25 protein-coding genes are annotated in these 22,178 nt (G+C 38.3%); 14 read left to right on the top strand and 11 right to left on the bottom strand.

Going from position 1 to position 22,178, the window contains the following annotated elements; genetic code table 11:
• Positions 1-9: 9 nt before the first annotated feature.
• A complete protein-coding gene (mobA, locus tag ACFX4E_RS19060) occupies positions 10-579 on the bottom strand; it encodes a molybdenum cofactor guanylyltransferase (RefSeq protein WP_098526058.1) in 570 nt (189 codons plus the stop codon).
• A 161-nt stretch (positions 580-740) separates the two neighbouring features.
• Between mobA and ACFX4E_RS19055 the strand changes: the two genes are divergently transcribed.
• Genes ACFX4E_RS19055 through moaD form a run of 5 tightly spaced genes read left to right on the top strand, consistent with a single transcriptional unit; the run spans position 741 to position 4,252 of the window.
• Positions 741-1,757, top strand: coding sequence for a molybdopterin-synthase adenylyltransferase MoeB (locus ACFX4E_RS19055; RefSeq protein WP_098249449.1), 1,017 nt, complete (start codon positions 741-743; stop codon positions 1,755-1,757).
• Between the two features lie 17 nt (positions 1,758-1,774).
• Positions 1,775-3,040 (top strand): molybdopterin molybdotransferase MoeA, encoded by a 1,266-nt coding sequence (locus ACFX4E_RS19050; protein WP_098249450.1) that lies wholly within the window; start codon positions 1,775-1,777, stop codon positions 3,038-3,040.
• Positions 3,028-3,555, top strand: coding sequence for a molybdopterin-guanine dinucleotide biosynthesis protein B (gene mobB, locus ACFX4E_RS19045; protein WP_028409632.1), 528 nt, complete (start codon positions 3,028-3,030; stop codon positions 3,553-3,555). Before ACFX4E_RS19050 ends, mobB begins: the two co-directional genes overlap by 13 nt.
• On the top strand, positions 3,552-4,016 hold the full coding sequence (locus ACFX4E_RS19040; RefSeq protein WP_377238075.1) for a molybdenum cofactor biosynthesis protein MoaE: 465 nt from the start codon (positions 3,552-3,554) through the stop codon (positions 4,014-4,016). Before mobB ends, ACFX4E_RS19040 begins: the two co-directional genes overlap by 4 nt.
• Positions 4,017-4,018: 2 nt before the next feature.
• Positions 4,019-4,252, top strand: coding sequence for a molybdopterin converting factor subunit 1 (moaD, locus tag ACFX4E_RS19035; protein WP_028409631.1), 234 nt, complete (start codon positions 4,019-4,021; stop codon positions 4,250-4,252).
• Between the two features lie 33 nt (positions 4,253-4,285).
• On the opposite strand, the gene ACFX4E_RS19030 is transcribed toward moaD, so the two are convergent.
• The 4 genes from ACFX4E_RS19030 to ACFX4E_RS19015 form a co-directional block, all read right to left on the bottom strand.
• The gene (locus ACFX4E_RS19030) at positions 4,286-4,927 is read right to left on the bottom strand and encodes a nitroreductase family protein (protein ID WP_013059680.1); all 642 of its coding nucleotides are present in this window, start codon (positions 4,925-4,927) and stop codon (positions 4,286-4,288) included.
• Between the two features lie 27 nt (positions 4,928-4,954).
• Positions 4,955-5,392, bottom strand: coding sequence for a MarR family winged helix-turn-helix transcriptional regulator (locus ACFX4E_RS19025; protein ID WP_013085370.1), 438 nt, complete (start codon positions 5,390-5,392; stop codon positions 4,955-4,957).
• Between the two features lie 197 nt (positions 5,393-5,589).
• Positions 5,590-5,733, bottom strand: coding sequence for a hypothetical protein (locus ACFX4E_RS19020; RefSeq protein ID WP_176524076.1), 144 nt, complete (start codon positions 5,731-5,733; stop codon positions 5,590-5,592).
• A gap of 129 nt (positions 5,734-5,862) precedes the next feature.
• A complete protein-coding gene (locus ACFX4E_RS19015) occupies positions 5,863-6,489 on the bottom strand; it encodes an undecaprenyl-diphosphatase (protein ID WP_028409630.1) in 627 nt (208 codons plus the stop codon).
• Positions 6,490-6,651: 162 nt separating this feature from the next.
• On the opposite strand from ACFX4E_RS19015, the gene ACFX4E_RS19010 reads away from it, so the two are divergent.
• The 3 genes from ACFX4E_RS19010 to ACFX4E_RS19000 all read left to right on the top strand — a co-directional run bounded on the left by ACFX4E_RS19010 (position 6,652) and on the right by ACFX4E_RS19000 (position 9,996).
• Positions 6,652-7,779 carry an MGDG synthase family glycosyltransferase gene (locus ACFX4E_RS19010; protein ID WP_028409629.1) on the top strand — a complete coding sequence of 376 codons (1,128 nt, stop codon included), beginning with the start codon at positions 6,652-6,654 and terminating at the stop codon, positions 7,777-7,779.
• A 158-nt stretch (positions 7,780-7,937) separates the two neighbouring features.
• The gene (locus tag ACFX4E_RS19005) at positions 7,938-8,663 is read left to right on the top strand and encodes a response regulator transcription factor (RefSeq protein WP_025752630.1); all 726 of its coding nucleotides are present in this window, start codon (positions 7,938-7,940) and stop codon (positions 8,661-8,663) included.
• Positions 8,641-9,996 (top strand): sensor histidine kinase, encoded by a 1,356-nt coding sequence (locus ACFX4E_RS19000; RefSeq protein ID WP_028409628.1) that lies wholly within the window; start codon positions 8,641-8,643, stop codon positions 9,994-9,996. Before ACFX4E_RS19005 ends, ACFX4E_RS19000 begins: the two co-directional genes overlap by 23 nt.
• Before the next feature lie 30 nt (positions 9,997-10,026).
• Here ACFX4E_RS19000 and ACFX4E_RS18995 read toward each other — a convergent pair whose 3' ends face one another.
• On the bottom strand, positions 10,027-10,740 hold the full coding sequence (locus ACFX4E_RS18995) for an FTR1 family iron permease (protein WP_028409627.1): 714 nt from the start codon (positions 10,738-10,740) through the stop codon (positions 10,027-10,029).
• Positions 10,741-10,956: 216 nt separating this feature from the next.
• On the opposite strand from ACFX4E_RS18995, the gene ACFX4E_RS18990 reads away from it, so the two are divergent.
• The 3 genes from ACFX4E_RS18990 to ACFX4E_RS18980 all read left to right on the top strand — a co-directional run bounded on the left by ACFX4E_RS18990 (position 10,957) and on the right by ACFX4E_RS18980 (position 13,389).
• Complete coding sequence (locus ACFX4E_RS18990; protein WP_377579837.1) at positions 10,957-11,592, top strand: FMN-dependent NADH-azoreductase; 636 nt, start codon at positions 10,957-10,959, stop codon at positions 11,590-11,592.
• Positions 11,593-11,927: 335 nt separating this feature from the next.
• Positions 11,928-12,821 (top strand): LysR family transcriptional regulator, encoded by an 894-nt coding sequence (locus ACFX4E_RS18985; RefSeq protein ID WP_028409625.1) that lies wholly within the window; start codon positions 11,928-11,930, stop codon positions 12,819-12,821.
• Between the two features lie 136 nt (positions 12,822-12,957).
• Positions 12,958-13,389 (top strand): carboxymuconolactone decarboxylase family protein, encoded by a 432-nt coding sequence (locus ACFX4E_RS18980; RefSeq protein ID WP_028409624.1) that lies wholly within the window; start codon positions 12,958-12,960, stop codon positions 13,387-13,389.
• A 37-nt stretch (positions 13,390-13,426) separates the two neighbouring features.
• On the opposite strand, the gene ACFX4E_RS18975 is transcribed toward ACFX4E_RS18980, so the two are convergent.
• Both ACFX4E_RS18975 and ACFX4E_RS18970 read right to left on the bottom strand, forming a co-directional pair.
• Positions 13,427-14,629 (bottom strand): MFS transporter, encoded by a 1,203-nt coding sequence (locus ACFX4E_RS18975; RefSeq protein WP_060745821.1) that lies wholly within the window; start codon positions 14,627-14,629, stop codon positions 13,427-13,429.
• Positions 14,630-14,758: 129 nt separating this feature from the next.
• Positions 14,759-15,553 (bottom strand): SDR family oxidoreductase, encoded by a 795-nt coding sequence (locus ACFX4E_RS18970; protein ID WP_028409622.1) that lies wholly within the window; start codon positions 15,551-15,553, stop codon positions 14,759-14,761.
• 170 nt (positions 15,554-15,723) lie between these two features.
• On the opposite strand from ACFX4E_RS18970, the gene ACFX4E_RS18965 reads away from it, so the two are divergent.
• Positions 15,724-16,308 (top strand): DUF502 domain-containing protein, encoded by a 585-nt coding sequence (locus ACFX4E_RS18965; protein WP_377238074.1) that lies wholly within the window; start codon positions 15,724-15,726, stop codon positions 16,306-16,308.
• A gap of 24 nt (positions 16,309-16,332) precedes the next feature.
• Here the strand turns inward: ACFX4E_RS18965 and ACFX4E_RS18960 are convergent, their stop codons facing one another.
• Complete coding sequence (locus tag ACFX4E_RS18960) at positions 16,333-17,205, bottom strand: TetR/AcrR family transcriptional regulator (protein ID WP_028409620.1); 873 nt, start codon at positions 17,203-17,205, stop codon at positions 16,333-16,335.
• A 268-nt stretch (positions 17,206-17,473) separates the two neighbouring features.
• Between ACFX4E_RS18960 and ACFX4E_RS18955 the strand changes: the two genes are divergently transcribed.
• Both ACFX4E_RS18955 and ACFX4E_RS18950 read left to right on the top strand, forming a co-directional pair.
• Positions 17,474-20,584 carry an efflux RND transporter permease subunit gene (locus ACFX4E_RS18955; protein ID WP_377259167.1) on the top strand — a complete coding sequence of 1,037 codons (3,111 nt, stop codon included), beginning with the start codon at positions 17,474-17,476 and terminating at the stop codon, positions 20,582-20,584.
• A gap of 36 nt (positions 20,585-20,620) precedes the next feature.
• On the top strand, positions 20,621-20,758 hold the full coding sequence (locus ACFX4E_RS18950) for a hypothetical protein (RefSeq protein WP_014457868.1): 138 nt from the start codon (positions 20,621-20,623) through the stop codon (positions 20,756-20,758).
• A gap of 33 nt (positions 20,759-20,791) precedes the next feature.
• Here ACFX4E_RS18950 and ACFX4E_RS18945 read toward each other — a convergent pair whose 3' ends face one another.
• Both ACFX4E_RS18945 and ACFX4E_RS18940 read right to left on the bottom strand, forming a co-directional pair.
• Positions 20,792-20,965, bottom strand: coding sequence for a YozQ family protein (locus tag ACFX4E_RS18945; protein ID WP_081085242.1), 174 nt, complete (start codon positions 20,963-20,965; stop codon positions 20,792-20,794).
• A 111-nt stretch (positions 20,966-21,076) separates the two neighbouring features.
• Complete coding sequence (locus ACFX4E_RS18940) at positions 21,077-22,063, bottom strand: ABC transporter substrate-binding protein (RefSeq protein ID WP_028409618.1); 987 nt, start codon at positions 22,061-22,063, stop codon at positions 21,077-21,079.
• Positions 22,064-22,178 lie beyond the last annotated feature (115 nt).

The raw sequence follows: 22,178 nt of genomic DNA, 5'->3' as shown, positions 1-22,178 counted from the left end.
AAAAAAGCTTTATACATGCCAATCACTGCGATGATTCACATTTATAAACGTGGGATCTTCTGCTGAAAAAGGCACGCGAAGGACATTTGTCTGATTCAATAATTGCGTAAGCCTTCTTTCACCTTGTGTAACGAGTTGTTCAATAAGAGGAAGCGTTCTACGGTGATAGAGTGCTAGAAGCGGGTGAATGTGATCAGGCTGAACAGGAAGAACAATGTCAGGTGAGTCCGTTTGAGTCAGTGTGATCATGTGATGAACAAACTCAGCATTAATAAAAGGAATATCGCAAGAAAGAATAAAGAACCATTCAGCGCAGCAATCGATGGCAGTTAAAGCGTGATGAATTGCATACAAAGGTCCTTGATACGGGCATTTTTCAACTGCAAATGCAACATCCTTCCTTTGAAAATAAGGGAGTAAATCTTGGTTGGTAGACACGAGTATAGGTGTGACGTGATTTTCTTTTAATGCATCTATACTATATTCGTAAAATGATTTCTTGTTATAGGTTTCAAACATTTTTGGTTTACCATAGCGAGAAGATTTTCCTCCTGCTAATACAATGCCGGCAATGGACATTTATTAAATACCTCCATCAAAATACATTTGTATATTTATGCACGTAAGCGTCCGTAAAGCAGCTTAGCTTTATGTGTATAATAGCATGTTTTTAAAGAAATATCTTTGATGAAGGAATAGATAGTGAAGTCAGAGATTGAACGAGAAAGGAAGAGAAAAGAGTGACAGAACGTTATTCACGTCAGCAGCTTTTCCAGCCTGTTGGAAACAAAGGGCAGCAGCAAATTAGAAGTAAGCATGTTTTAGTTGTGGGTGCAGGGGCTCTAGGCAGCGCCAGCGCAGAAGCTCTCGTGCGTGCTGGAATTGGAAAATTGACTCTTGTAGATCGTGATTATGTAGAATGGAGTAATCTACAGCGTCAGCAGCTTTATACAGAACAAGATGCCCAAAACAAACTACCTAAAGCTGTAGCAGCAAAAAATCGTTTGGGTCAAATAAACACAGAAGTGAAGATCGAAGCGCTGGTGATGGATGCTCAGCCTGCTAATTTAGAAAGTATCGTCCAAACAGCTGATGTGATCATTGATGCAACAGACAATTTCGACATCCGTTTTATTTTAAATGATTTGTCACATAAGCATGACGTGCCTTGGATATATGGCTCATGTGTCGGCAGCTATGGTACCACTTATACGATTATCCCAAATGTAACGCCTTGCCTGCACTGTATACTAAAAAAGATCCCTGTGGGAGGAGCAACGTGTGAGACAGCAGGAATTATCAGTCCAGCTGTTCAAATCGTAGCAGCCTATCAAATAACCGAAGCATTAAAAATTTTAGTCGAAGATGTTGAAGCTTTGCGCCATACATTTCTAACCTTTGACGTCTGGAATAATCAGCACGCTGAATTTAAGACGGGCAAAATGAAAAGTGATAAATGTTTTTCTTGCGGATCGACCCGAACATATCCGTACCTAGCGTATGAAAATCAGCTTAAAACAGAAGTTCTGTGCGGCAGAGAGACGGTTCAAATCAGACCTTCGCAGCGCCATTTGTACAACTTCGATGAATTGGAAAACCGGTTAAAAAAACAGGGGAAAGTGGACCGCAATCCATACCTTCTGTCATGTCAGCTTCCAGAGCAGCGCTTTGTAATTTTTCAAGATGGCCGTGTATTTATTCATGGAACGAATGATATTCAATTTGCGAAAAGCTTATATTATCGTTTACTAGGATGAGTAAAGGAGTGAAAAGAATGAGAGAAAAGCGAACTCCTATCCCTGTCGGAGAATGCGTTGGACGAGTGATGCAGTATGCAAAAAACAGAAAGCAAGAAATCATTGCGCTTGAAGAAGCTCACGGCAGATTTTTAGCTGAAGATTTAATAGCAGATCATGATATTCCTGCTTTTGATCGTTCACCATATGATGGTTTTGCCGTTCGGTCGCAAGATACGAAAGAAGCATCATCACTTCATCCAGTAGAACTGGCTGTTCGAGGAGAAATAGGAGCGGGTTCTGTTTTTGAACATACAGTCAGCGCGATGCAGGCTGTGCGTATTATGACAGGAGCTCCTATTCCCAAAGGCTGCGATGCGGTTGCGATGCTTGAAGTAACAAAAGAATATACGAAGGACAATCAGCCGATCGTTCAAATCAAGCGTTCGTTTAACGGCGGAGATAACATTTCTTTTCAAGGAGAAGAAACAACAAAAGGCACCGTGTTAGCTTCAAAAGGAACGTATATCACTCCGGGAGTAGCTGCTCTTTTAGCCACATTTGGCTATGATAACGTAGCTGTCTTCCAAAAGCCTGTAGTTGGATTACTTGCAACTGGAAGTGAACTAGTGGAAGTGAGTGATCCTGTTGAACGGGGCAAAATTCGTAATAGCAATGCTCATATGCTTCGTGCCCAAATTGAAAAAGCTGGGGGCGAAGTGAACTATTTTGGTATCATGCCCGATGATTTAAGTGAGTGCTACAATGCGGTAAAATCTGCACTATCAGAAGTGGACATGCTGATTACAACGGGCGGCGTTTCAGTAGGAGACTATGATTATCTACCAGATGTTTATAAGCAATTACAGGCCGAAGTTCTTTTTAATAAAATAGCGATGAGGCCAGGCAGTGTCACAACGGTTGCTCGTATGGAAGAAAAGCTTTTATTTGGCCTCTCGGGAAATCCTACAGCGTGCTATGTCGGTTTTGAACTTCTGGCTCGTCCGGTCATCAGTACATACGCGGGTAAGAGCGCCCCTCATCTTCGGAAAGAAAAAGCTTTGTTAGGAAAGGACTTCTTAAAGCCAAATCCTTTTATGCGATTTGTATCTGGCAGGCTTTCATACAGGGAAGGACAGCTGATTGCTTCTCCATTAAGCTTTACAAAATCTAGTGCTGTTTCTTCTTTAGCTCATGCGGATACGTTAATTATATTTCCCGGAGGGACGAGAGGATACAAAGAAGGAATGCTGGTTGACGTCTTATTGCTAGATGACGTGCGGGGAAGTGAATGGCCTTGGTAGCAAGTTGCAATGTTTTACAAGTAGTTGGATTTCAAAACAGCGGAAAAACTACTTTAGTGGAAAAGCTCATTAAAAGAGCGAAACAATTCAATCTATGTGTAGGTTCTATTAAGCACCATGGACACGGCGGACCTCCAGATAGCAGCAGTGAGCTAAAAGACAGTCATCGCCACCAGCAAGCAGGTGCCGATGTGGCAGGTGTAGAGGGAGGTGGAATCCTACAGCTTACGGCAGATAGTAAAGACTGGAGCCTAAAAAAGCTGATTGATTTTTATCAATTTTTCTCGCCAGATGTCATTTTTGTTGAAGGATATAAAAAAGAATCCTATCCAAAAGCAGTCTTGATTCGAAGTGAAGAAGATCTTGTTCTGCTTTCCTCTCTAACCAATATTATATGCGTGATTAGTCACGTTCCACTAAAAAAAGAAGTGCAGCGAGCATATCCAATGTTTCACTTACAAGAAGACGAACTTTATCTTAATTTTTTATTGAAAGAAGTGGGGGAAAGAAGATGAACCAGCACTTATTTGAAGTAGTAAATCAGCCAATTGCTGTAGATGAAATAATTAAAAAAGTTTCTAGAAGAGACGCTGGAGCTATTACGACATTTATTGGAACGGTAAGAGAATTTACAAAAGGCAAGAAGACGCTCTCTCTTGAATATCAAGCCTATGTGCCAATGGCAGTGAAAATGCTTAGCCAAATTGGTGACGAAATTCAGGAAAAGTGGCCCGATGCGTTGACAGCTATTACTCACCGAATCGGGAAACTTGATATAACAGAAGTCGCAGTAGTTATTGCCGTTTCTTCTCCGCATCGCAAAACAGCTTATGAAGCAAACGAGTATGCTATTGAACGCATTAAGCAAATTGTGACAATTTGGAAAAAAGAATTTTGGGAAGACGGAACAAAATGGATTGGAGATCAGTTAGAAACGAAAGAATATCCTGAAGGAAAGCCATTGAAGGAGATGTGAAAATGATTAACGTCTTATTTTTTGCTGCTATACGTGAAGAGGCTGGAGTGGAACAAGTAACAGTTGATAAGCAAGATATAACAGTGAAGGAATTAAAGGAATATGTACAAAAAACGTATAAGCTTTCCTCTTTGGAGCAAACGATGACAGCAGTCAACGAAGAGTTTGTAACAGATGAAGAAGCCATTAGAACGGGAGATACCGTCGCATTTATTCCACCCGTTAGTGGAGGATAAAAAAAGGTGCTGAATACACAGCACCTTTTTTTATTATCTAAATTGAGCTACTTTTTCGATTGGTAAACGTACAGACGGGTAACCGCTATTTGCTGCTTTGCCGATTGAAAGTAACATAACCGGTGCATAGCGCTCTTTGTCTAAACCGAATGCTTCGGCAATTTGATCTTTTTCATAACCGCCAATAGCGTTTGTATCATAACCATGAGCACGTGCAGCAAGCATTAACTGCATGGATACTAAACCGCCGTCAATTAATACTGTTTCTTTATTTAATTCTTCAGAAGCAGCTGCGTAGTGCGCTTTGATTTTAGGGATTTGCATGTCTCTAATTTCTTGTGGCATATAGCCTAGTTCAACAGCTTTATCGTAAATTTCATCTAAATTTTCTTCACTTTTTAAATCGCCGAATATCGCAATAACAGCTGCTGATGTTTCTACTTGTGACTGATTAAATTTAGCAAGCGGAGCTAATGTTGCTTTTCCTTCAGGGCTATCAATTACTAGAAAGCGCCAAGGCTGTGCATTAACAGAAGATGGAGCTAGCGTCGCTTCTGTTAAAATTTCTTTCATTTCTTCACGGCTGATTTTGACAGATGGATCGTAATAACGAATAGATCTGCGCCCTGTAATAATATCTTGGAAATCATTGTTTAGTGTTTTTGTTTGTGTCATGATGAACTCTCCTTTATGTTAAAAATGTTATGACCGTTCAATGGCCGAAATGTTTACTTTTAAACGCTCGAGCATTTTGGAAAGCAGCAGCTGTTCTTCTTCGCTGAAATCTTTAAATGCTTCATCAATAAAGCGAGCTTTTTCGTTTCGAAATGCACCGATTTTTTCATGTCCGCTTTTCGTAAGCTTTACAAATGTTACGCGGTTGTCATCAGGGTTTTTACGGCGTGATACAACATCTCTTTCTTCGAGCTGCTTTAAATGTCTTGTAATTGCAGCATTGTCAATGTTTACTTGCTGTTGAAGCGCCTTTTGACTCATTTCACCTGTTTCATAAAGCTGATGTAAAATATCAAGACGTGATTGGCTAACACCGGTACAATGCTCAAACTTTTGATTAATTTGTTTATTAACTTCTTGCAGAGCATACAGAACATTTGCTTTTTCAGAACATGAATGTGACAAGAAAGTCGCTCCCTTTTTCTATGATATTTATTGATGGATTAATATTTGATACATCAATGTTTGATACATCAACTAATATAAAATAAATAAAAGTGAAAGTCAAGAAAGTGAACGTTGTTTTTTAAAAATAATAAAGAAAGAGACTGGGAAGTAACGAAATGAATCCCATCCAAAGGCGAACAATCTGGATATATAATCTAGACTGCTTGCTCGACCGCAGTTGATTTCCGTGCAAGGCTTCGCTTTCCGCGGGCGGCCGCTGAGCCTCCTCGTCGCTTACGCTCCTGCGGGGGTCTCACCTGTTCCACTGTTCCAGCAGGAGTCTTCGTCTTGCCCTCCAATCAACTGCTGGAAGGAACGAAACAGATAAAATCTACGTTCACCATAACAAAAAAAACGAACCACTAATCAAACTGTTTGATTAGTGGTTCGTTTTTCACTTCAGCTAAACTATTTTTGTCTCAGCCTCTTTAAGCTGAATGATTTTTTTTGCTAATTTGTTCATGTGTATAGGGAGATAGAAACGGAATACGCTTGATAATCAAATCGTGAATCCAGAATAATCGCTGAATAAGAGGAGCTGTTTTAGCTGAAACGTATATAATAAAGCATCCCATAGCTCCCGCGATCACCATGCCTCCAAGTACATCTGCTGGATAGTGAACGCCTACGTAAATACGCGAAAGGCCCGAAATGACAGCCCATATAAAAATGATGCTTCTCGATTTGTTTTTCCGTAACCACATGATCCAAGCAGCAGAAAAGACTAAAATTGAATGATCACTAACAAAAGATGAATTAGCCGGGTGCGGAATCAGTTTATGAACGTGATGAGTCACAAACGGACGCGGGTGGTAATACACCAGGTGAATGACTTCATTGATACATAGAGAAAGTACAATTGTAAACAACATGTATAAAGCCGTATAACGGTGATAAATTGTTCTTTCTGTTTTTCCGCTAAACCAAAGCAAAAGCAAACAAGCCATTATAAAATAAGGAACGCTATTCGTGATGATAATCATTACAGAATCCATTGCGCTGGATTTACCAGCAAACGAGTTAATCCATTGAAATACTTCGTAATTGAGGTTCATTTGTTTTCTCCTTATGCAGTACTTTTCACTCTTAGTTTAGATTGACACTCTAAAAAAACGATGAATTTCACATTAAAAATCAATTAAAATCCGAAATTTAAGGGCATTTAATGATATAAAAAGGAGAGGAAGAAACTGCTTTTAGAATAGGAGATGAAACAGTTGAAAAAGGTTTTATTTTTACCTCTTCTAAAAATGCCTTCTGGCCATCATCAAGTGGCAGAGGCGTTAATGGATATATTGGAAAGAAGAACAACAAATATTTGTTATAAAAAAATAGATTTATTAAGCTATACAAACGAACTATTAGAAAAAGTGGTCACAGGCACATATTTGAAATGGATTCGTTATGCTCCAGAAACGTACAATATGGCATACAAACATCTCTTTTATGAACCGCCTGTTCATTCATTCAAATGGTATCATCACGTATTCGCAAAAAAAATGGAGCACTTAGTTAAAGAAGAAAATCCGGATTTAATTATATGTACACATGGATTTCCTTCTTATTTGCTCAGTCAATTAAAAGCAAAAGGCAAGTGTGATGTTCCTATTATAAATGTCTACACGGATTTCTTTATTAATAATTTATGGGGAAAAGAAGAGATTGACTTTCACTTTCTTCCTAGTGAAGAAGTAAAAAGAGGGCTTCGTGCTCAAAGTGAAATTCCACTTCAAAATATGATGGTCACAGGGATACCGGTACATGAAGAAATAACAAAAACAAGAACTGTTAAGCATCATGGTAACCAAAATATTTTAATTGCCGGAGGCAGCAGCGGTCTAGGGAATATTATGGATTTTTATAATGATTTAAAAGACGCGCGCCATTTTCATTACTTTGTCTTATGCGGCAAAAATCAAAAGTTATACGAAGAAATCAAGGGATGGGAATTACAGCACGTTACACCAATTCCGTACATTTCATCACGCACAGAAATGAATGAACTGTATGAACAAGTGGATGCTATCGTAACAAAGCCAGGTGGTATCACGGTCAGTGAAGCTCTTCGCAAAAATTTACCGATTTTTGTTCATTCTGCTTTACCGGGTCAAGAAGAAGTAAATTTACGCTATTTAACAGAACGAAACTTAGTTCAAGAACTAAAGACGGATCAATCGTTAGAAAGTCAGCTGCAGGAAGTGCTGCAGGATGCTGATAAAATGAACACATTATATAACGCTATTGCTGCTTATCATAAAGAAATCGAAGCACAAACGCCTGAAGAACTTTTAGCAGTAGTCAATTGGATTTTAGGTGAAAAGCAAACGATCGGTCTTCATGCGTAAAACATTCATGTTTACAAACAATAAGGATAAGCTAAAGAACAAGTATGTTGAAAAAGTAGGGTTTAGATAAAAAAACAAACATCTTTTGAAAAAGGTGTTGTTTTTTTATCTAAAGAAGCTATTCTTTCACTTAAGACATGTGGTGAGAGGTGTATAACATGAAAGAGAAAATTTTAATTGTGGAAGATGAAGCGCAAATTGCGAAAGTGTTAAAGATTGAATTGGAATTTGAAGATTATGAAGTAGATGTTGAGTACGACGGGAAAGCGGGGTTAGAGACGGCAATATCCGCTCAATATGACCTCATTTTGCTAGACGTGATGCTTCCAAGCCTGAGCGGTATTGAGGTGTTAAGGAGACTTCGGAAAGCGGAAGTATTTACGCCAGTTATTTTATTAACTGCCAGAAATACGACGCTAGATAAGGTAATGGGCTTAGATCAAGGGGCTAATGATTATGTTACAAAACCGTTTGAAATTGAAGAGCTGTTAGCGCGGGTTCGCTCTTGTATTCGCTATCGTTCGCTCGTAGAAGCATCAGGAACGAAAGAAGCTGAAGCGGAGCTCTTAACGATAAGTGATTTGACCATTAATCTTGAAACAAGGGAAGTCCTAAGAAACAATGAATCCATTACGCTGACACCGAAAGAGTATGATTTAGTCGTGTATTTGCTTACGAATAAAAATAAAATTGTCACGAGAGAAGGAATTCTCACAAACGTTTGGGGCTATGAATATGAAGGAGAAACGAACGTAATTGATGTGTATATTCGCCACTTAAGAAAAAAAGTAGATGAAGGTTTTTCTACTTCTCTCATTCATACGGTGCGGGGCGTAGGATATATGATGAAAGAGGAGAAACATGAAGATCACGACGAAGATTAATTTACTGACAACAGCATGGCTAGTGGTTATTTTATTAATCATGAACATCGTTGTTTTTTTCTCCTTTACTAAATCTACCGTAAATATGGAACAGGACATTTTATTCGAAAAAGCACGCGAGATTATTCAAAAAGGTCAGCAAGATCATTCCGTGGAGCTCTCGCCGGAGTTACTAAAATTTTATTTGACCAATCATTCATTTATCCGAACAGTCTCAGAAAATTCTACGGTCATTAACCAGGTATCAAACGATCCTCATCTGGTGAAAATTAAGCCCGAATTTTCAAAGAAAAAAAAGGTGAAACTTCGCAAAATCAGAGAAAAGCAAGTATTGGTTATTCGCATGCCTGTCAAAGTCAATAATCAAGTCGTTGAAACACTTGAGATTGGTGAGCTTCTGACTGGTTTTGAAACCCGTAAAGATATTTTGCTATCAATTTTGATTTTTTGTTCGCTTGTGTCCATTTTACTGTCTCTTTTAGGAGGAAGATGGTTATCACGAGTCATTATGCATCCTATTAAAAATATGGTCACAACGATGAAAGAGATCGAAGAGAGCGGTGTTCCTAAAAAGGTCCTCATTCAAACGGAAACGAGAGATGAACTGCAGGGGATGACCGTTACCTTTAATCATATGATTGACCGCTTGCGAGAAAATATTGAAAAGCAAAATCAGTTTGTTTCCGATGCTTCTCATGAATTAAAAACCCCTCTAACCGTTATTCGCAGTTATTCTAATTTATTAAGAAGAAGAGGGATTAAAAATGAAGAAATTACGCTGGATGCGATCGACACCATCTATGCGGAAGCAACCAAAATGCAAAAAATGATTGAAACGCTGCTTGATCTGGCAAGTGTGGAAAAAGAACAAACGCTTGATATGAAGCAAACAGATCTTGTTCTTATTTTTGAACAAATCGTTAAGCAGCTGCAGCAGGTATACAAAAGAGAATTAGTTCTTCATTATGATCAAACGCCCATTATGATTGAAGTGGATGAACTAAAAATGAAGCAAGTGTTGATTATTTTGCTTGATAATGCAATTAAATACAGTACGGATAAAATTGAAGTGACCGTTGAAAAAAAGCAGGAAGATGTCATTATCAAAGTAAAAGACTATGGAATTGGCATTCCAAAAGAAGATCTTGCCCATATTTTTGAACGTTTCTATCGAGTCGATAAAGCTAGAAGCAGAGCTACGGGAGGAACGGGGCTTGGACTATCAATTGCACAAACTATTGTCCGTCAGCATAAAGGCGAGATTTTTATTAAAAGTGAAGAAGAACAAGGAACGGAAGTTGTGATTCACCTTCCCGTTTCATCTACAAACTAAGAAAGCCGCCATTAGGCGGCTTTTGTGTGATTATGATGCTGATTTTTGTTTTCTTACTTTTAAATTTTTTAACTCCGTTTGGAAGAATAGATACAGTGATGCAACTGTAAATACACTAAATCCAATTATCTCAAGGGGCTCTCCACCAGCTTCGAATAGCTTAACCAAACCTTCACCGCATAACTCTCCTCCAATAAAAATAAGGAAAATACCAAGCGCTTTAAAAATAATCCACAGGTTCAGCTTAATAGCTGTTTTGAACAGAATGTATGTAATAACGATGGCCAGCAAAATGCCACTTATACTGCCGAATACAATAGAAGAGGCGTGTTGATTCACTTGTGTCAGATTAAAAATAATTAGTTCTGTTCCTTCACGAAAGACAGATAAAAAGGCTAAAACGATTATTCCCCATTTGGAAGAGCTTCTGGAAATTTTTGATGTAACCGAAGATGTCATTTCTTTGCTTCGGTGCAACCACAGAATAAAATAAGCGATAAGACCTGCAGCTAAAAGCATCATGACTCCTTCAAAAATTTCTTCTGACTCTTCTTCTAACTCTTTCGCCTCATTAAAGCCAATAAAGCCAAATACTAAGCTGGAAATAAGGCCAGCAGCAGCGCCAATGAAGACGGAATACTTTAAGTCTTTTCGGCCAATTTTTGTAACATGAGCTAAAATAATTCCAATAATAAGTGACGCTTCTAAACCTTCACGAAGCGACAAAGCCAAACTCGACCACATAAAAAGCTCCCCTTACTTTAAATGATAGTAATAATTAAATTCTCTCTAATTTTAATGATAATGATTATCGTTGTCAATTTGTTTTTTTGTTCTTTAATAAAATCTAATATAGGATTTTTCAGACTAAAGTATGAAGGCATTTCATTATAAAGTCGTTCGAAACGAACGAAAAAAGCGAATAAAATAAGAGTATCAACAATCAGTGGAGGTTTTAGTATGAGTTATACTCTTTTTATAAAAGCAAATGACAGATCGGCAAGTGAAGCGGTTAGCGTGAAATTATATGATGCATTTTTAGAAAGCTATCAACAATCGCACCAAGATGAAGAAATAATAGAACTAATAGAACTAAATTTGTTTCAAGAAGAACTTCCTTATTTAGGTGCCGACATGATAAACGGTCAGTTTAAATTAGCAAGAGGGCTAGAAGTGACGGCAGCGGAAAACAAAGCAGCAGAAACTGCTAATTACTACTTAGAACAATTTGTGGAAGCAGATAAAATTGTTATTGCCTTTCCGCTTTGGAATTTTACCGTGCCGGCCGTGCTTCATACGTACTTTGATTATTTAAATCAAGCAGGCAAAACGTTTAAGTATACGCCAGAAGGTCCGGTGGGATTACTAGGCGATAAAAAAGTGATGTTATTAAATGCACGAGGCGGAGTGTATTCAGAAGGTCCAGCAGCTGACGTCGAAATGGCCGTTAAATATGTCAGCAGCGTACTTCAATTCTTTGGAATTGCGGACGTGAACTCTGTTATTATTGAAGGTCACAATCAGTTTCCAGATCGTGCTCAAGAAATTATTGAAAGCGGTCTAGAACAAGCAGCACAAGCAGCCAAAACATTTTAAATAATCCTAGTAAAAGAAGACGGTGCAAAAGCATTTTAGGTGAAGGTAAATCCGAACGATGAATCGTTCGGATTTTTTTGATGTTATGGTAAGCGGAGGCTTCATTAGCTTCTAGGTGTTGATGGGAGGGCAAGGCGAAGACTCGCTCATAAATCAACAGCTGTGTCACAAACGGTCCATACTAGCGCCTTTATCCCATTTGTTCTTTTTTAGATAAAATTGATTTATTATGTGTCCATCTTTTCTTTATATTTTTACTGTATATCTTAAAAAACAATAGGTAAAATGAATAAATAATATAAAAGATATTCACTTTATCTATAGGAGGAGCAGAGATGGATATTCGTCAGCTTAATTATTTTTTAGAAGTTGCCAAACTAAGAAGCTTTACTAAAGCATCTCAAAGTCTTCATATTTCACAGCCGACTTTAAGCAAAATGGTAAAAAACTTAGAAGAAGAATTGGAAGTAGAGTTAATTGATCGGTCCGCAAGACAGATTGATTTAACGGATGCAGGGGAAGTCGTGTATATGCAAGGACAAAAAGTCATGGCATCCATTGATGAGCTATCGACTTATTTATATGATGTGATGAATCTGAAAAAAGGAGTGATTAAAATTGGGATTCCTCCATTGATTGGAGTGCTGTTCTTTCCAAAGATTATTAAAGGGTTTCAGCAGCTCTATCCAGATATCACAATTAAACTTATTGAATACGGAGCCAACCGTGTTCAAAAAGCAGTAGAAAAAGGAGAATTAGACTTAGGCGTGGCGGTCCTTCCAGTAAATGAACACCTTTTTGATATTAATCCTTTTACCTCTGAAAAAATGCTTTTATATGTTCACCATTCCCACCCTTTAGCCTCTAAAACGCATGTAGAAATTAATGAGTTAGCCCAAGAGAAATTTATTTTGTTTAATGAAGATTTTACACTTCACGACCGGCTTATTCAGGCATGTCAACAAGCAGGGTTTGAACCTAACGTAGCCTACGAAAGCTCTCAATGGGATTTCATTGGTGAAATGATTGCGGAAAACTTAGGTGTATCTATCTTTCCACAGTCCATTGCAGCAAAAGTAGATTCGGCTATCGTAAAAGCCGTTCCTATTATTAATCCTTCGATTTCGTGGGATCTAGCATTGATTTTAAAAAAGGATAAATATATTTCATATGCCTCTAAACAATTTCTACACTATATGAATAAACAGCATTCTGCTTTATATAGATAAAATGCATATGTTGTATTGAATATATGTATTTTACGAAAGAGAAAATGTGCGTTAAAGTAGATAGTGTAGAAAACATACAAGAAAACAAACAGTGATTCCGCGCGGTGTCAGTAAAAAATACGGAGGTTGATTTTACATGGCACAAGATAGTTATCAAAAAGGTTTAGATAAATTAATGGAATATACATTAACGAGTAACGATGATATTTCAACTCATTTAAAAATTACAGAAGACTTAAAAGACCTAGCTCCTGACGTTGGAAAATACATTATTGAATTTGCCTATGGAGACATTTATTCACGACCTGGCCTAACAAATAAGCAGCGAGCGTTAGTGACCATTTCATCACTGGTTACTCAGGGTACAGAGCCACAGCTGGAGCTGCATTTGAATACAGGTCTAACTGCTGGACTAGAGCCAAAGGAAATTGTGGAGAGCATCATTCAATTAATCCCATACACAGGTTTCCCACGCGTGTTAAATGCTTTAAATGTAGCTAAGAAAGTGTTCGCTCAGCGTGACGTGGAAGTAGAAACAGGTGAAAAAGAGCTAGTAGAAAATAAATAATAAGCACAAAAAAGACGCTCTAAAAGAGCGTCTTTTTTTATGCGAGCTGCTTTTGTTTGGTTTCTTTTCCTAGAAAAACAACCGAACCAACACCGATTAAAATAGCTACACAAAAGATTGAGAACGTAACGGTTAAAGACGCACCTTGCGTTGACATATAACCAACTAACAGCGGTCCTAAAATTCCTCCAACTCTTCCAAAAGAAGCAGCCATTCCAGCTCCTGTGCCTCGAATAGACGTCGGATATTGCTCAGGTGTATACGCGTATAAAGCTCCCCAAGCGCCTAAGTTGAAGAAAGACAACAGCATACCTGCTGTTAGCAGGAGCCAAAGTGACTCGGCATTTCCAAAGATATATGCGCTAGCAGCCGTACCTAACAAATAGGTGACCAATACGAATTTTCGGCCCATGCGTTCAATAAACCAAGCAGCCGTATAATAGCCGGGCAACTGAGCTAACGTCATAATCAATACGTATTCAAAGCTTTTGATTAAGCTAAATCCTTTAATGACCATGACGCTAGGTAGCCACAAAAACATGCCGTAATATGAAAATACAACGCAAAACCACAGAACCCACAGCATAATCGTAGATTGACGATAAGGCTTAGACCACACGCTTCTTACATTGTCCGCAATCGACGGTTTCTTTTCTTTTGTCGCTTCCACAAACTGAGGAGAATCTGGCAGTTTGATGCGCAAATAAATGGCATAAAACGCTGGGATAGCCGTCAGGATAAGCGCTAGCTGCCACCCGTAGGCTGGGATTACAAAGTAAGAAATAAGCGCTGCCAGTAGCCAGCCGAACGCCCAAAAACTTTCTAATAAGACGACCACTTTACCGCGTTTTTCCGGCGCCACCGTCTCAGAAACAAGTGTAGAAGCAACAGGCAGCTCTCCTCCTAAACCCATTCCAATTAAAAATCGAAATACTAAAAAAGCAGCCAGGGTAGTAGTAAGAGCCGAAAGGCCGCTTGCTACTGAAAAAAGAACAAGAGTTACAATAAAAACGGTTTTTCGTCCAATTCGATCAGCCAATAACCCAAACACTAAAGCTCCAACGGCCATTCCGATCGAGTTAACGCTGCCTATCCAGCTCATTTCAGTAGGGGAAAGTTCCCATTCAGCGTGAAGAGCTGCAATGATAAAAGACAAAATGCCAACATCCATTGCATCGAAGAGCCATCCGAGCCCCGCGATGCCAAGAAGCTGACGTTCTGATAATTGTTTTGTTTTCATGTCTTCCTCCTAGAAGCAAAGAATTTTGCTTTAAGTTTACACCTGTCTTGACATAATGTCACGTCTATTTTAAAGAAAAAATGCAAACGGAAAAGCTCTATACCTAATGGTATAGAGCTAATTTTATTCTCACATTTTATCGTAAAGCATTTTTCCAGGCCATGTGTACGCCATATGACCGCCGTCTACAGTAATGCAATCACCTGTTACATATGAGCTGTCATCAGATGCTAAAAATAATACAGCACCGGCTACTTCTTCCGGTTTGCCTAGACGGCCCATCGGATCGACCCATTCATATGCTTTTCTGAATTTTTTTCCTTCTTCAGCGCCTGATAAATCATCAAGAAGAGGTGTTTCGATTGTTCCAGGAGCAATTGAGTTAACGCGAATACCTTCACGAGCGTAGTCAATTGCCATGGTTCTTGTTAAGTTGGTAATAGCACCTTTCGCTGCATTATAGCCAGAACGGTCTAAGTCTGCTGCCAGCCCGGACACGGATGAATTATTAATAATCGATCCGCCATTTTCTAACATCAGCGGAATAACGTATTTGCTTACAAGAAACGTTCCGCGTAAATCTACCGACATTAAGCGATCCCAAAGTTCTACTGGATATTCGTGAAGCTTGCCGCCTTCTGTGTCTGTCCCTGCATTATTAAAAAGAATGTCCACTTTACCAAATTTCTTTTCAATTTCTGCTGTGAATTCTTTTACTTTTTCTTCTTCAGCTACATCGATATAGTAGGCGTAGGCTTCACCGCCAGCTTCTTTAATTTCTTGTGCTGCTTTTTTCACACCGTCTAAATTAATATCAGCACAAATAACAACCGCTCCTTCTTTCGCAAAGCGTTCAGCAGTTGCTTTTCCAATGCCAGAGCTTGATCCTGTAATCACTGCAATTTTTGATTCTAAACGTCCCAATTGTATCCCTCCGCAAAAATAGATATATAAGTATGTATGTTCATGTACCCATCTATTATTTTGATAAAACGTCGTTAGTTTATACGTGTGCGAATAGAAATAAAGAGACGCAGCAAAACAAATCCATTGTATAATGAACAGCAGTATGTCAGAAAAAATGAGGTGTTTGCATGAAAGCAATTATAAAAAGTTTTATTAATGGACTCTTAACGATTGTCCCTATTATCCTTGTTATTTATATTTTAGTAAGAGTGTTTAATTTTTTAGATAGCATTTTAGGAAACGTATTGAAGCCCTATATGAAGCAGGATTATATACCGGGGATTGGCATCTTAGCGACTCTTCTTTTAATTACGTTCTTAGGATGGTTATCCACTCGTTTTTTTACAGGGAAAATTATTAACTTAATTGATGGATTGTTAGAAAGAATACCGTTTGTTAAAACGCTATATACCGTTATTAAAGATACGTTTCAATCTTTTCTTGGAGAGAAAAAGTCATTTTCAAAAGTCGCTTTAGTGACGATGCCCGGCACGTCAATGAAAGTCATAGGGTTTGTGACCTCTGAAGAAGTAGAAGAGGTGATTCATTCATTAAAAGACCACGTAGCCGTTTATGTTCCGCAGACTTTTCAAGTAGCCGGTTTTACTTTTTTGATTCCAAAAGAAGAAATTGAATGGTTAGATATTAAGCCTGAGGAAGCCATGAAGTTCGTGTTATCTGGGGGAGTATCTAGTTCAAAAGCAGAAAAATAACAGAAGGCTTGTTGAAGCCTTCTGTTATTTTTGTTGAAGTAAGGCTGTTAAAAGATTAAGCGGTTCTTCCAACGGTTTAAGTTCCGTTAAATTTCCAACCATGCCTTTTACAATAGCAGCGGTAGGCTTATCTTTTTTTAGCTCCGTTTGTAAAATGTGAAAGCTGTCTGCGTGCTCATCAGAGATATGATCGCTGTTGTCTAGCAGATGTTTAATTTCCTCAAGAGCTTGTTTTACCTGCTCATTTTTACTGAGAAAAGTCGTTCGTTCCTTTCCGTATATATCTTCACCAAAAGAAGCAGGAATAAGGGGACGAGGTTTTCTAGCTAATAAATCTTCTACTATTACATCAACTCGGTCCATTATGTACTGCGCTACTTCTTTAAATGTAAGCTCGAATTGATTGAAGATAATAATTTCTAAAAAGGAATGATGAATACCTTCAATCATTTTCGTTAAATCCGAGATATAAGGAGTTACGTCTTCTCCGTATACGCTAACGAGGCTTTTGCGATGGAAGTAAAATGTTTCTCGCTGCATTTTATGAACAAAGGTCTCCACTTCTTTGTTAAAGGGAATAGATTTTTCACGGATTTGCATGATAATAAAATCTCTGTGCTCCGTAATAAATTCATAGAAATAGATAAGCTGATTCATATAGCGGCTGCGGGCATCGTTCACTTCCTCGTCGAGAGCATAAACAGAGCTAAAGAGCTTTTCATAGTAAAAGTTTAGAATTGATAATAAAAGTGCATCCTTAGATTTGAAGTGCAGGTAAAACGCACCTTTTGAAATGTTGCATTCATCTACAATTTCTTGCACAGAGGTAGCATTAAATCCTTTTTTTGCAAAAAGCTTAATCGAAGCTTCAATTATTCTTTTTTCTTTTTCCTTCATGTCTTCTACCTCCTTTATTGAACAATTTGGCCATTCATTTCGTTAGATAATAGTATCATACACTAAAAAAGATAAAGGTATATATCAAAGTTGAGAACGAGAGTCAGTTCCTTTAAAAAACGATTATTATAAATATGTCTTTATTATGAACAAGTCAGGAGAGAACCTGCTTAGGGTTGACACTGACTAGTTAGTCATTTATATTTTAAGTTGTTGTGACCGATCAGTCAATTTTATTAGTATACATATATTTGAAGGAGGATATGCATTGGGGAAGTTTATTAAATTTTCATTGAAAAATAAATTTGCAGTATGGCTGTTAACGCTCTTTGTCATTATTGCAGGGCTGTATTCAGGGTTTAATATGAAGCTAGAGACCATTCCTGATATTTCAACGCCTGTTGTAACAGTCAGTGCAACTTATCCGGGAGCCACTCCGGAACAAGTGGCAGATAAGGTGAGTAAGCCGATTGAACAAAAGCTCCAGGGACTGAGCGGCGTTGACACAGTTAGCTCATCTTCTTATGAAAACATGGCTACCATTCAAGTTGAATATAGTTTTAGTAAAGATATGGAAAAGGCAGAAGACGAAGTTAGGCGAGCTCTTTCAAACGTAGATCTGCCAGATGATGTAGAGGAACCAAATGTTTCAAGACAAAGCATTAGTGATTTTCCGATTATTTCATTAAGTGTTTCAGATGATAAAAAATCATTAGAAGACTTAACGAAGTATGTAAAAAATACCGTTGTTCCACAAGTTGAAAAAGTGCAGGGGATTTCTTCGGTCAGTGTGTCAGGAGAACAAGTTGAAGAAGCAGAACTTGTATTCGAACAAGACAAGCTCAAGCAGCTGGGACTTGATGAAGATACGGTGAAAAAGCTTATCCAAGCATCCGATGCAAAAGTGCCGGCTGGCACGTATACGATGGATGGATCTCAAAAATCTGTTGTGGTAGACGGAAAGATGACAACAGAAAAAGATTTAGAAAACTTAGAGATTCCAGCTGTGCCTAGTCAAGGAGCTGCTCAAGGTCAGCAACAAGGAATGAGCCAGCAGCAGACACAAGGCACCGTACAGCAGGCGCCATCCGCAGCTTCTATTCCAACTGTGAAATTAAAAGAAATTGCGGATATTAAAGTGACGGGGAAAGCAGAATCTATTTCTCGCACGAACGGAAAACCTTCCATTGCTGTACAAGTTGTCAAAGCGAAGGATGCGAACACAGTAAATGTTGTAAATGATATTAAAGAGAAAATGAATAGCCTAGAAAAGAAAAACAAAGACCTTCACGTTGACAATATTTTTGATCAAGGTAAACCGATTGAAGATTCTGTTCATACGATGCTAAATAAAGCTATTATCGGTGCGGTCTTTGCGGTTATTATTATTCTTTTATTTTTACGTGATATTCGTTCAACGATTATTGCCGTTATTTCGATTCCGCTTTCGTTATTGATCGCCATTTTAGCGCTCAAATCAATGGATATCTCTTTAAATATTATGACGCTTGGAGCGATGACTGTAGCCATCGGAAGGGTTGTAGATGATTCCATTGTCGTTATTGAAAATATTTACCGCCGCATGGCTTATCAGGAAGAAAAGCTTAAAGGAAAAGATTTAATTGTCGCGGCGACGAAAGAAATGTTTGTTCCAATTTTCTCTTCTACAATCGTAACCGTGGCCGTATTCTTACCGTTAGGTCTAGTAGAAGGACCGGTAGGAGAGCTATTCTTACCGTTTGCATTAACCGTTGTTTTTGCACTGTTAGCATCACTGCTAGTAGCGGTAACACTCGTGCCAATGCTTGCTCATTCGTTATTTAAAACAAATGTAAAAGTAAAAGAAGAAAAACCAAGCAAACTAGCGCACGGATATAAGCGAATTTTGAACTGGACGCTAAACCATAAGCTTATTTCCTTTGGGTTAGCCGTACTACTGTTAGTAGGAAGTTTATTCTTAGTTCCTTCTATTGGCGTGAGCTTCTTATCATCTGATCAAGAAAAAACGCTGACGCTGACGTATACACCGAAAGCCGGACAGTCTCAAAGCGACGTAGAAAAAGCAGCAAATCGCGCAGAAGCGTACTTGATGAAGCGAGATGGTGTCAAAACGGTTCAGTATTCGTTCGGTGAAGGTAACTCTTTTAATCCGGGAAGCAAAAATAACGTTTTAACATTTGTGCAATATGACGAGCATACACAAAACTTTGATAAAGAGCAGGATAAAGTATTAAAAGCTCTTAATAAACAAGCGAATCAAGGTGAATGGGGCTCAATGAATACGGCGTCTAGCGGCAGCAATAATTCATTAAACGTCCTTATTTACGGAGATAGCTTAGAAGAAATCAAACCTTATGCTGATAAAGTTCAGCATGTTTTAGAAAAGCATAAAGAACTGAAAAATGTCGATTCTACGCTTTCAGATACGTTTGATGAATATACGCTAGTACCGAATCAAAAGAAAGCTGCTGAACTCGGCTTGTCAGCCAGTCAAATTGGTATGCAAATTTCGAACCTTGGACAGCGTGAAGTATTAACAACTATCCAAAAAGACGGAAACGAAATTAACGTGTACCTTCCAAAAGAAAAAGAGGATTTCTCTACTTTTGCTGAACTTTCAAGTACAAAAGTGACCTCTCAAACTGGACAGGAAGTTACATTAAATGAAGTTGTCGACATTAAAAAAGGTAAAACATCGAATACGGTAACTCGCCGTGATAATAAAATTTATGCAGAGGTAAGTGCCGATATTAAGAGTGACGATGTAGGCGGTGTTTCTTCTAACGTCCAAAAAGAAGTGAAGAAAATTGACTTACCAAGTGATATGGATATTAACTTTGGCGGAGCATCAGAGCAAATCAATGACTCATTTAGTCAATTAGGAATTGCTATGCTCGCAGCCATCGGTATCGTGTACTTCGTACTAGTACTGACATTTGGTGGAGGGCTAGCACCATTTGCTATCTTATTCTCACTTCCGTTTACACTTATTGGTGCGCTAGTGGCGCTTTTAATCTCTGGAGAAACGATCAGTATTTCTTCGATGATTGGAGCTCTTATGCTGATTGGAATTGTGGTAACAAATGCAATTGTTCTGATTGACCGCGTGATTCATAAAGAGCAAGAGGGTCTGTCGACGCGTGAAGCGTTACTAGAAGCTGGAATGACACGTCTTCGCCCGATCTTAATGACAGCTATTGCAACGATTGGTGCACTGCTTCCATTAGCTTTTGGATTTGAAGGTGGAGGCCTTATTTCAAAAGGGCTAGGGGTTACGGTAATTGGAGGACTAACAAGTTCTACGCTGCTTACGCTCATTATCGTTCCAATTGTCTATGAGTTTTTTATGAAGTTTAAGCGCAAAAAAGTAAAAAAGTAGAAGCAAAACAAATTTCCGCTTTTGAGGTGAATAGCGATGAAGTCAATTGATAAACTAATGAAACAGCTGATTCAACAAGGAATTAAAGCAAAGAAAGTAACGATTGATAAATCAAAGCGCCAGCAGTGGATGTCCATGTCGTTGCCTAAAACAGCATGGCAGCATTCAAAATAAAAAAGAGCTGACTTAGAGTCAGCTCTTTTTTTATTAACGATCTGTATCTTCAAATGATCCTTCTTGATAGGCGTCGCTTACTTGCTCATGTGTTTCTGCTAGACCTTGTGAGAGTGCATCTTGTCGGTTATAATCTTCTGTTTCGAACTGACGGTCAGCCATTTCATTCGTATTAGGCTGCTTTTTAGGCTGTTTTTTTGAATTCATTTTCACCACTCCTATCTAAGTAAAGTGAGACCACGGTTAGTGTGCGATGAAAGGAAATACATTATACATGAAAAAAGAGCTTCGATTCGTCGAAGCTCTTTTTTCATATTATTATTGTTTTTTATTTAAGAAGATTTTTTCAATATCATCAAGTACGATATTAGCTGCTAATACACCGCCTGCTGTATTCCAAGTAGCATCATCTACTTTGTGAACATGATTTTCTTGAGCTACTTTTAACTTTTTGAAAAGCGGATCGTTTATCCATTCTTTTTCAAGCTTTGTTGCTTCACCGTCTCCCGTTTCATAAGAGAAGTAGAATAGCTGATCGCCGTCCATTGCCGGAATGCGTTCTTTTGTTGCATTCATTTCAGCAAAATCATTTTTGTCTTGAGATTCAGGGCGAGCGAAGCCAAGCTGATCTAAAATAACGCCTGAGAACGAATCTTTATGATAAATACGAACGTCTCCAGCTGTAAAGCGTACAACTGAGATTTTTTGTTTTAACTGATCTCCAAGGCGTTTTTTTAAATCTGCTACGCGATTGTCATAGTCAGCTAATACTTCTTTACCTTTTTCTTCTTTATTTACAGCTTTTGCATATAGCTTAAAGTTTGATTTCCAGTCTCCGCGCAGCTCTTCAGAAAATACAGTCGGAGCAATTTGACTAAGCTGGTCGTATACTTTTTCTTGGCGCATTTTATTTCCGATAATCAAGTCAGGCTTTAAAGCAGCGATTGCTTCTAAGCTTGGCTCACTTTCTGTACCCACACTTTTAACGCCTTTCATCTGACCTTTGATATGGTCGTACCACGGATTTCCTAACCATGATTGAACAGCACCAACAGGCTTTACACCCATTGCAAGAAGAGCCTCAGTACCTTCGTTTGTTAAAACGACAACTCGTTTAGGTGTTCCTTTAATCTCTGTTTTATCCATTGCGTGTTTTACTGTATAAGTTTCGCCAGAACCCTCAGTTTTTTCTTTTTTATCATCGTCAGCGCTGTTTGAATTACCGCAGGCTGCCAGCACAAGCAGTGTCATAATGGTAAGAATGGATAACAAATATGACAACTTGCCTTTAGAATATGTATTCACATCTCTTCCCCCTCTTAAGTGATAATGATTTTCATTAACAATTAAGATAATATTCTAACTTTTAAGCGGTGTCAATTAAAAATTGAAAATGATTCTCAAAATCATTGACACTTTT

Origin of the sequence: Priestia sp. YIM B13491, assembly GCF_042787605.1 — a bacterium.
Classification (GTDB): Bacteria; Bacillota; Bacilli; order Bacillales; family Bacillaceae_H; genus Priestia; species Priestia megaterium_E.
This window is presented reverse-complemented; position numbering and strand designations above follow the sequence as displayed.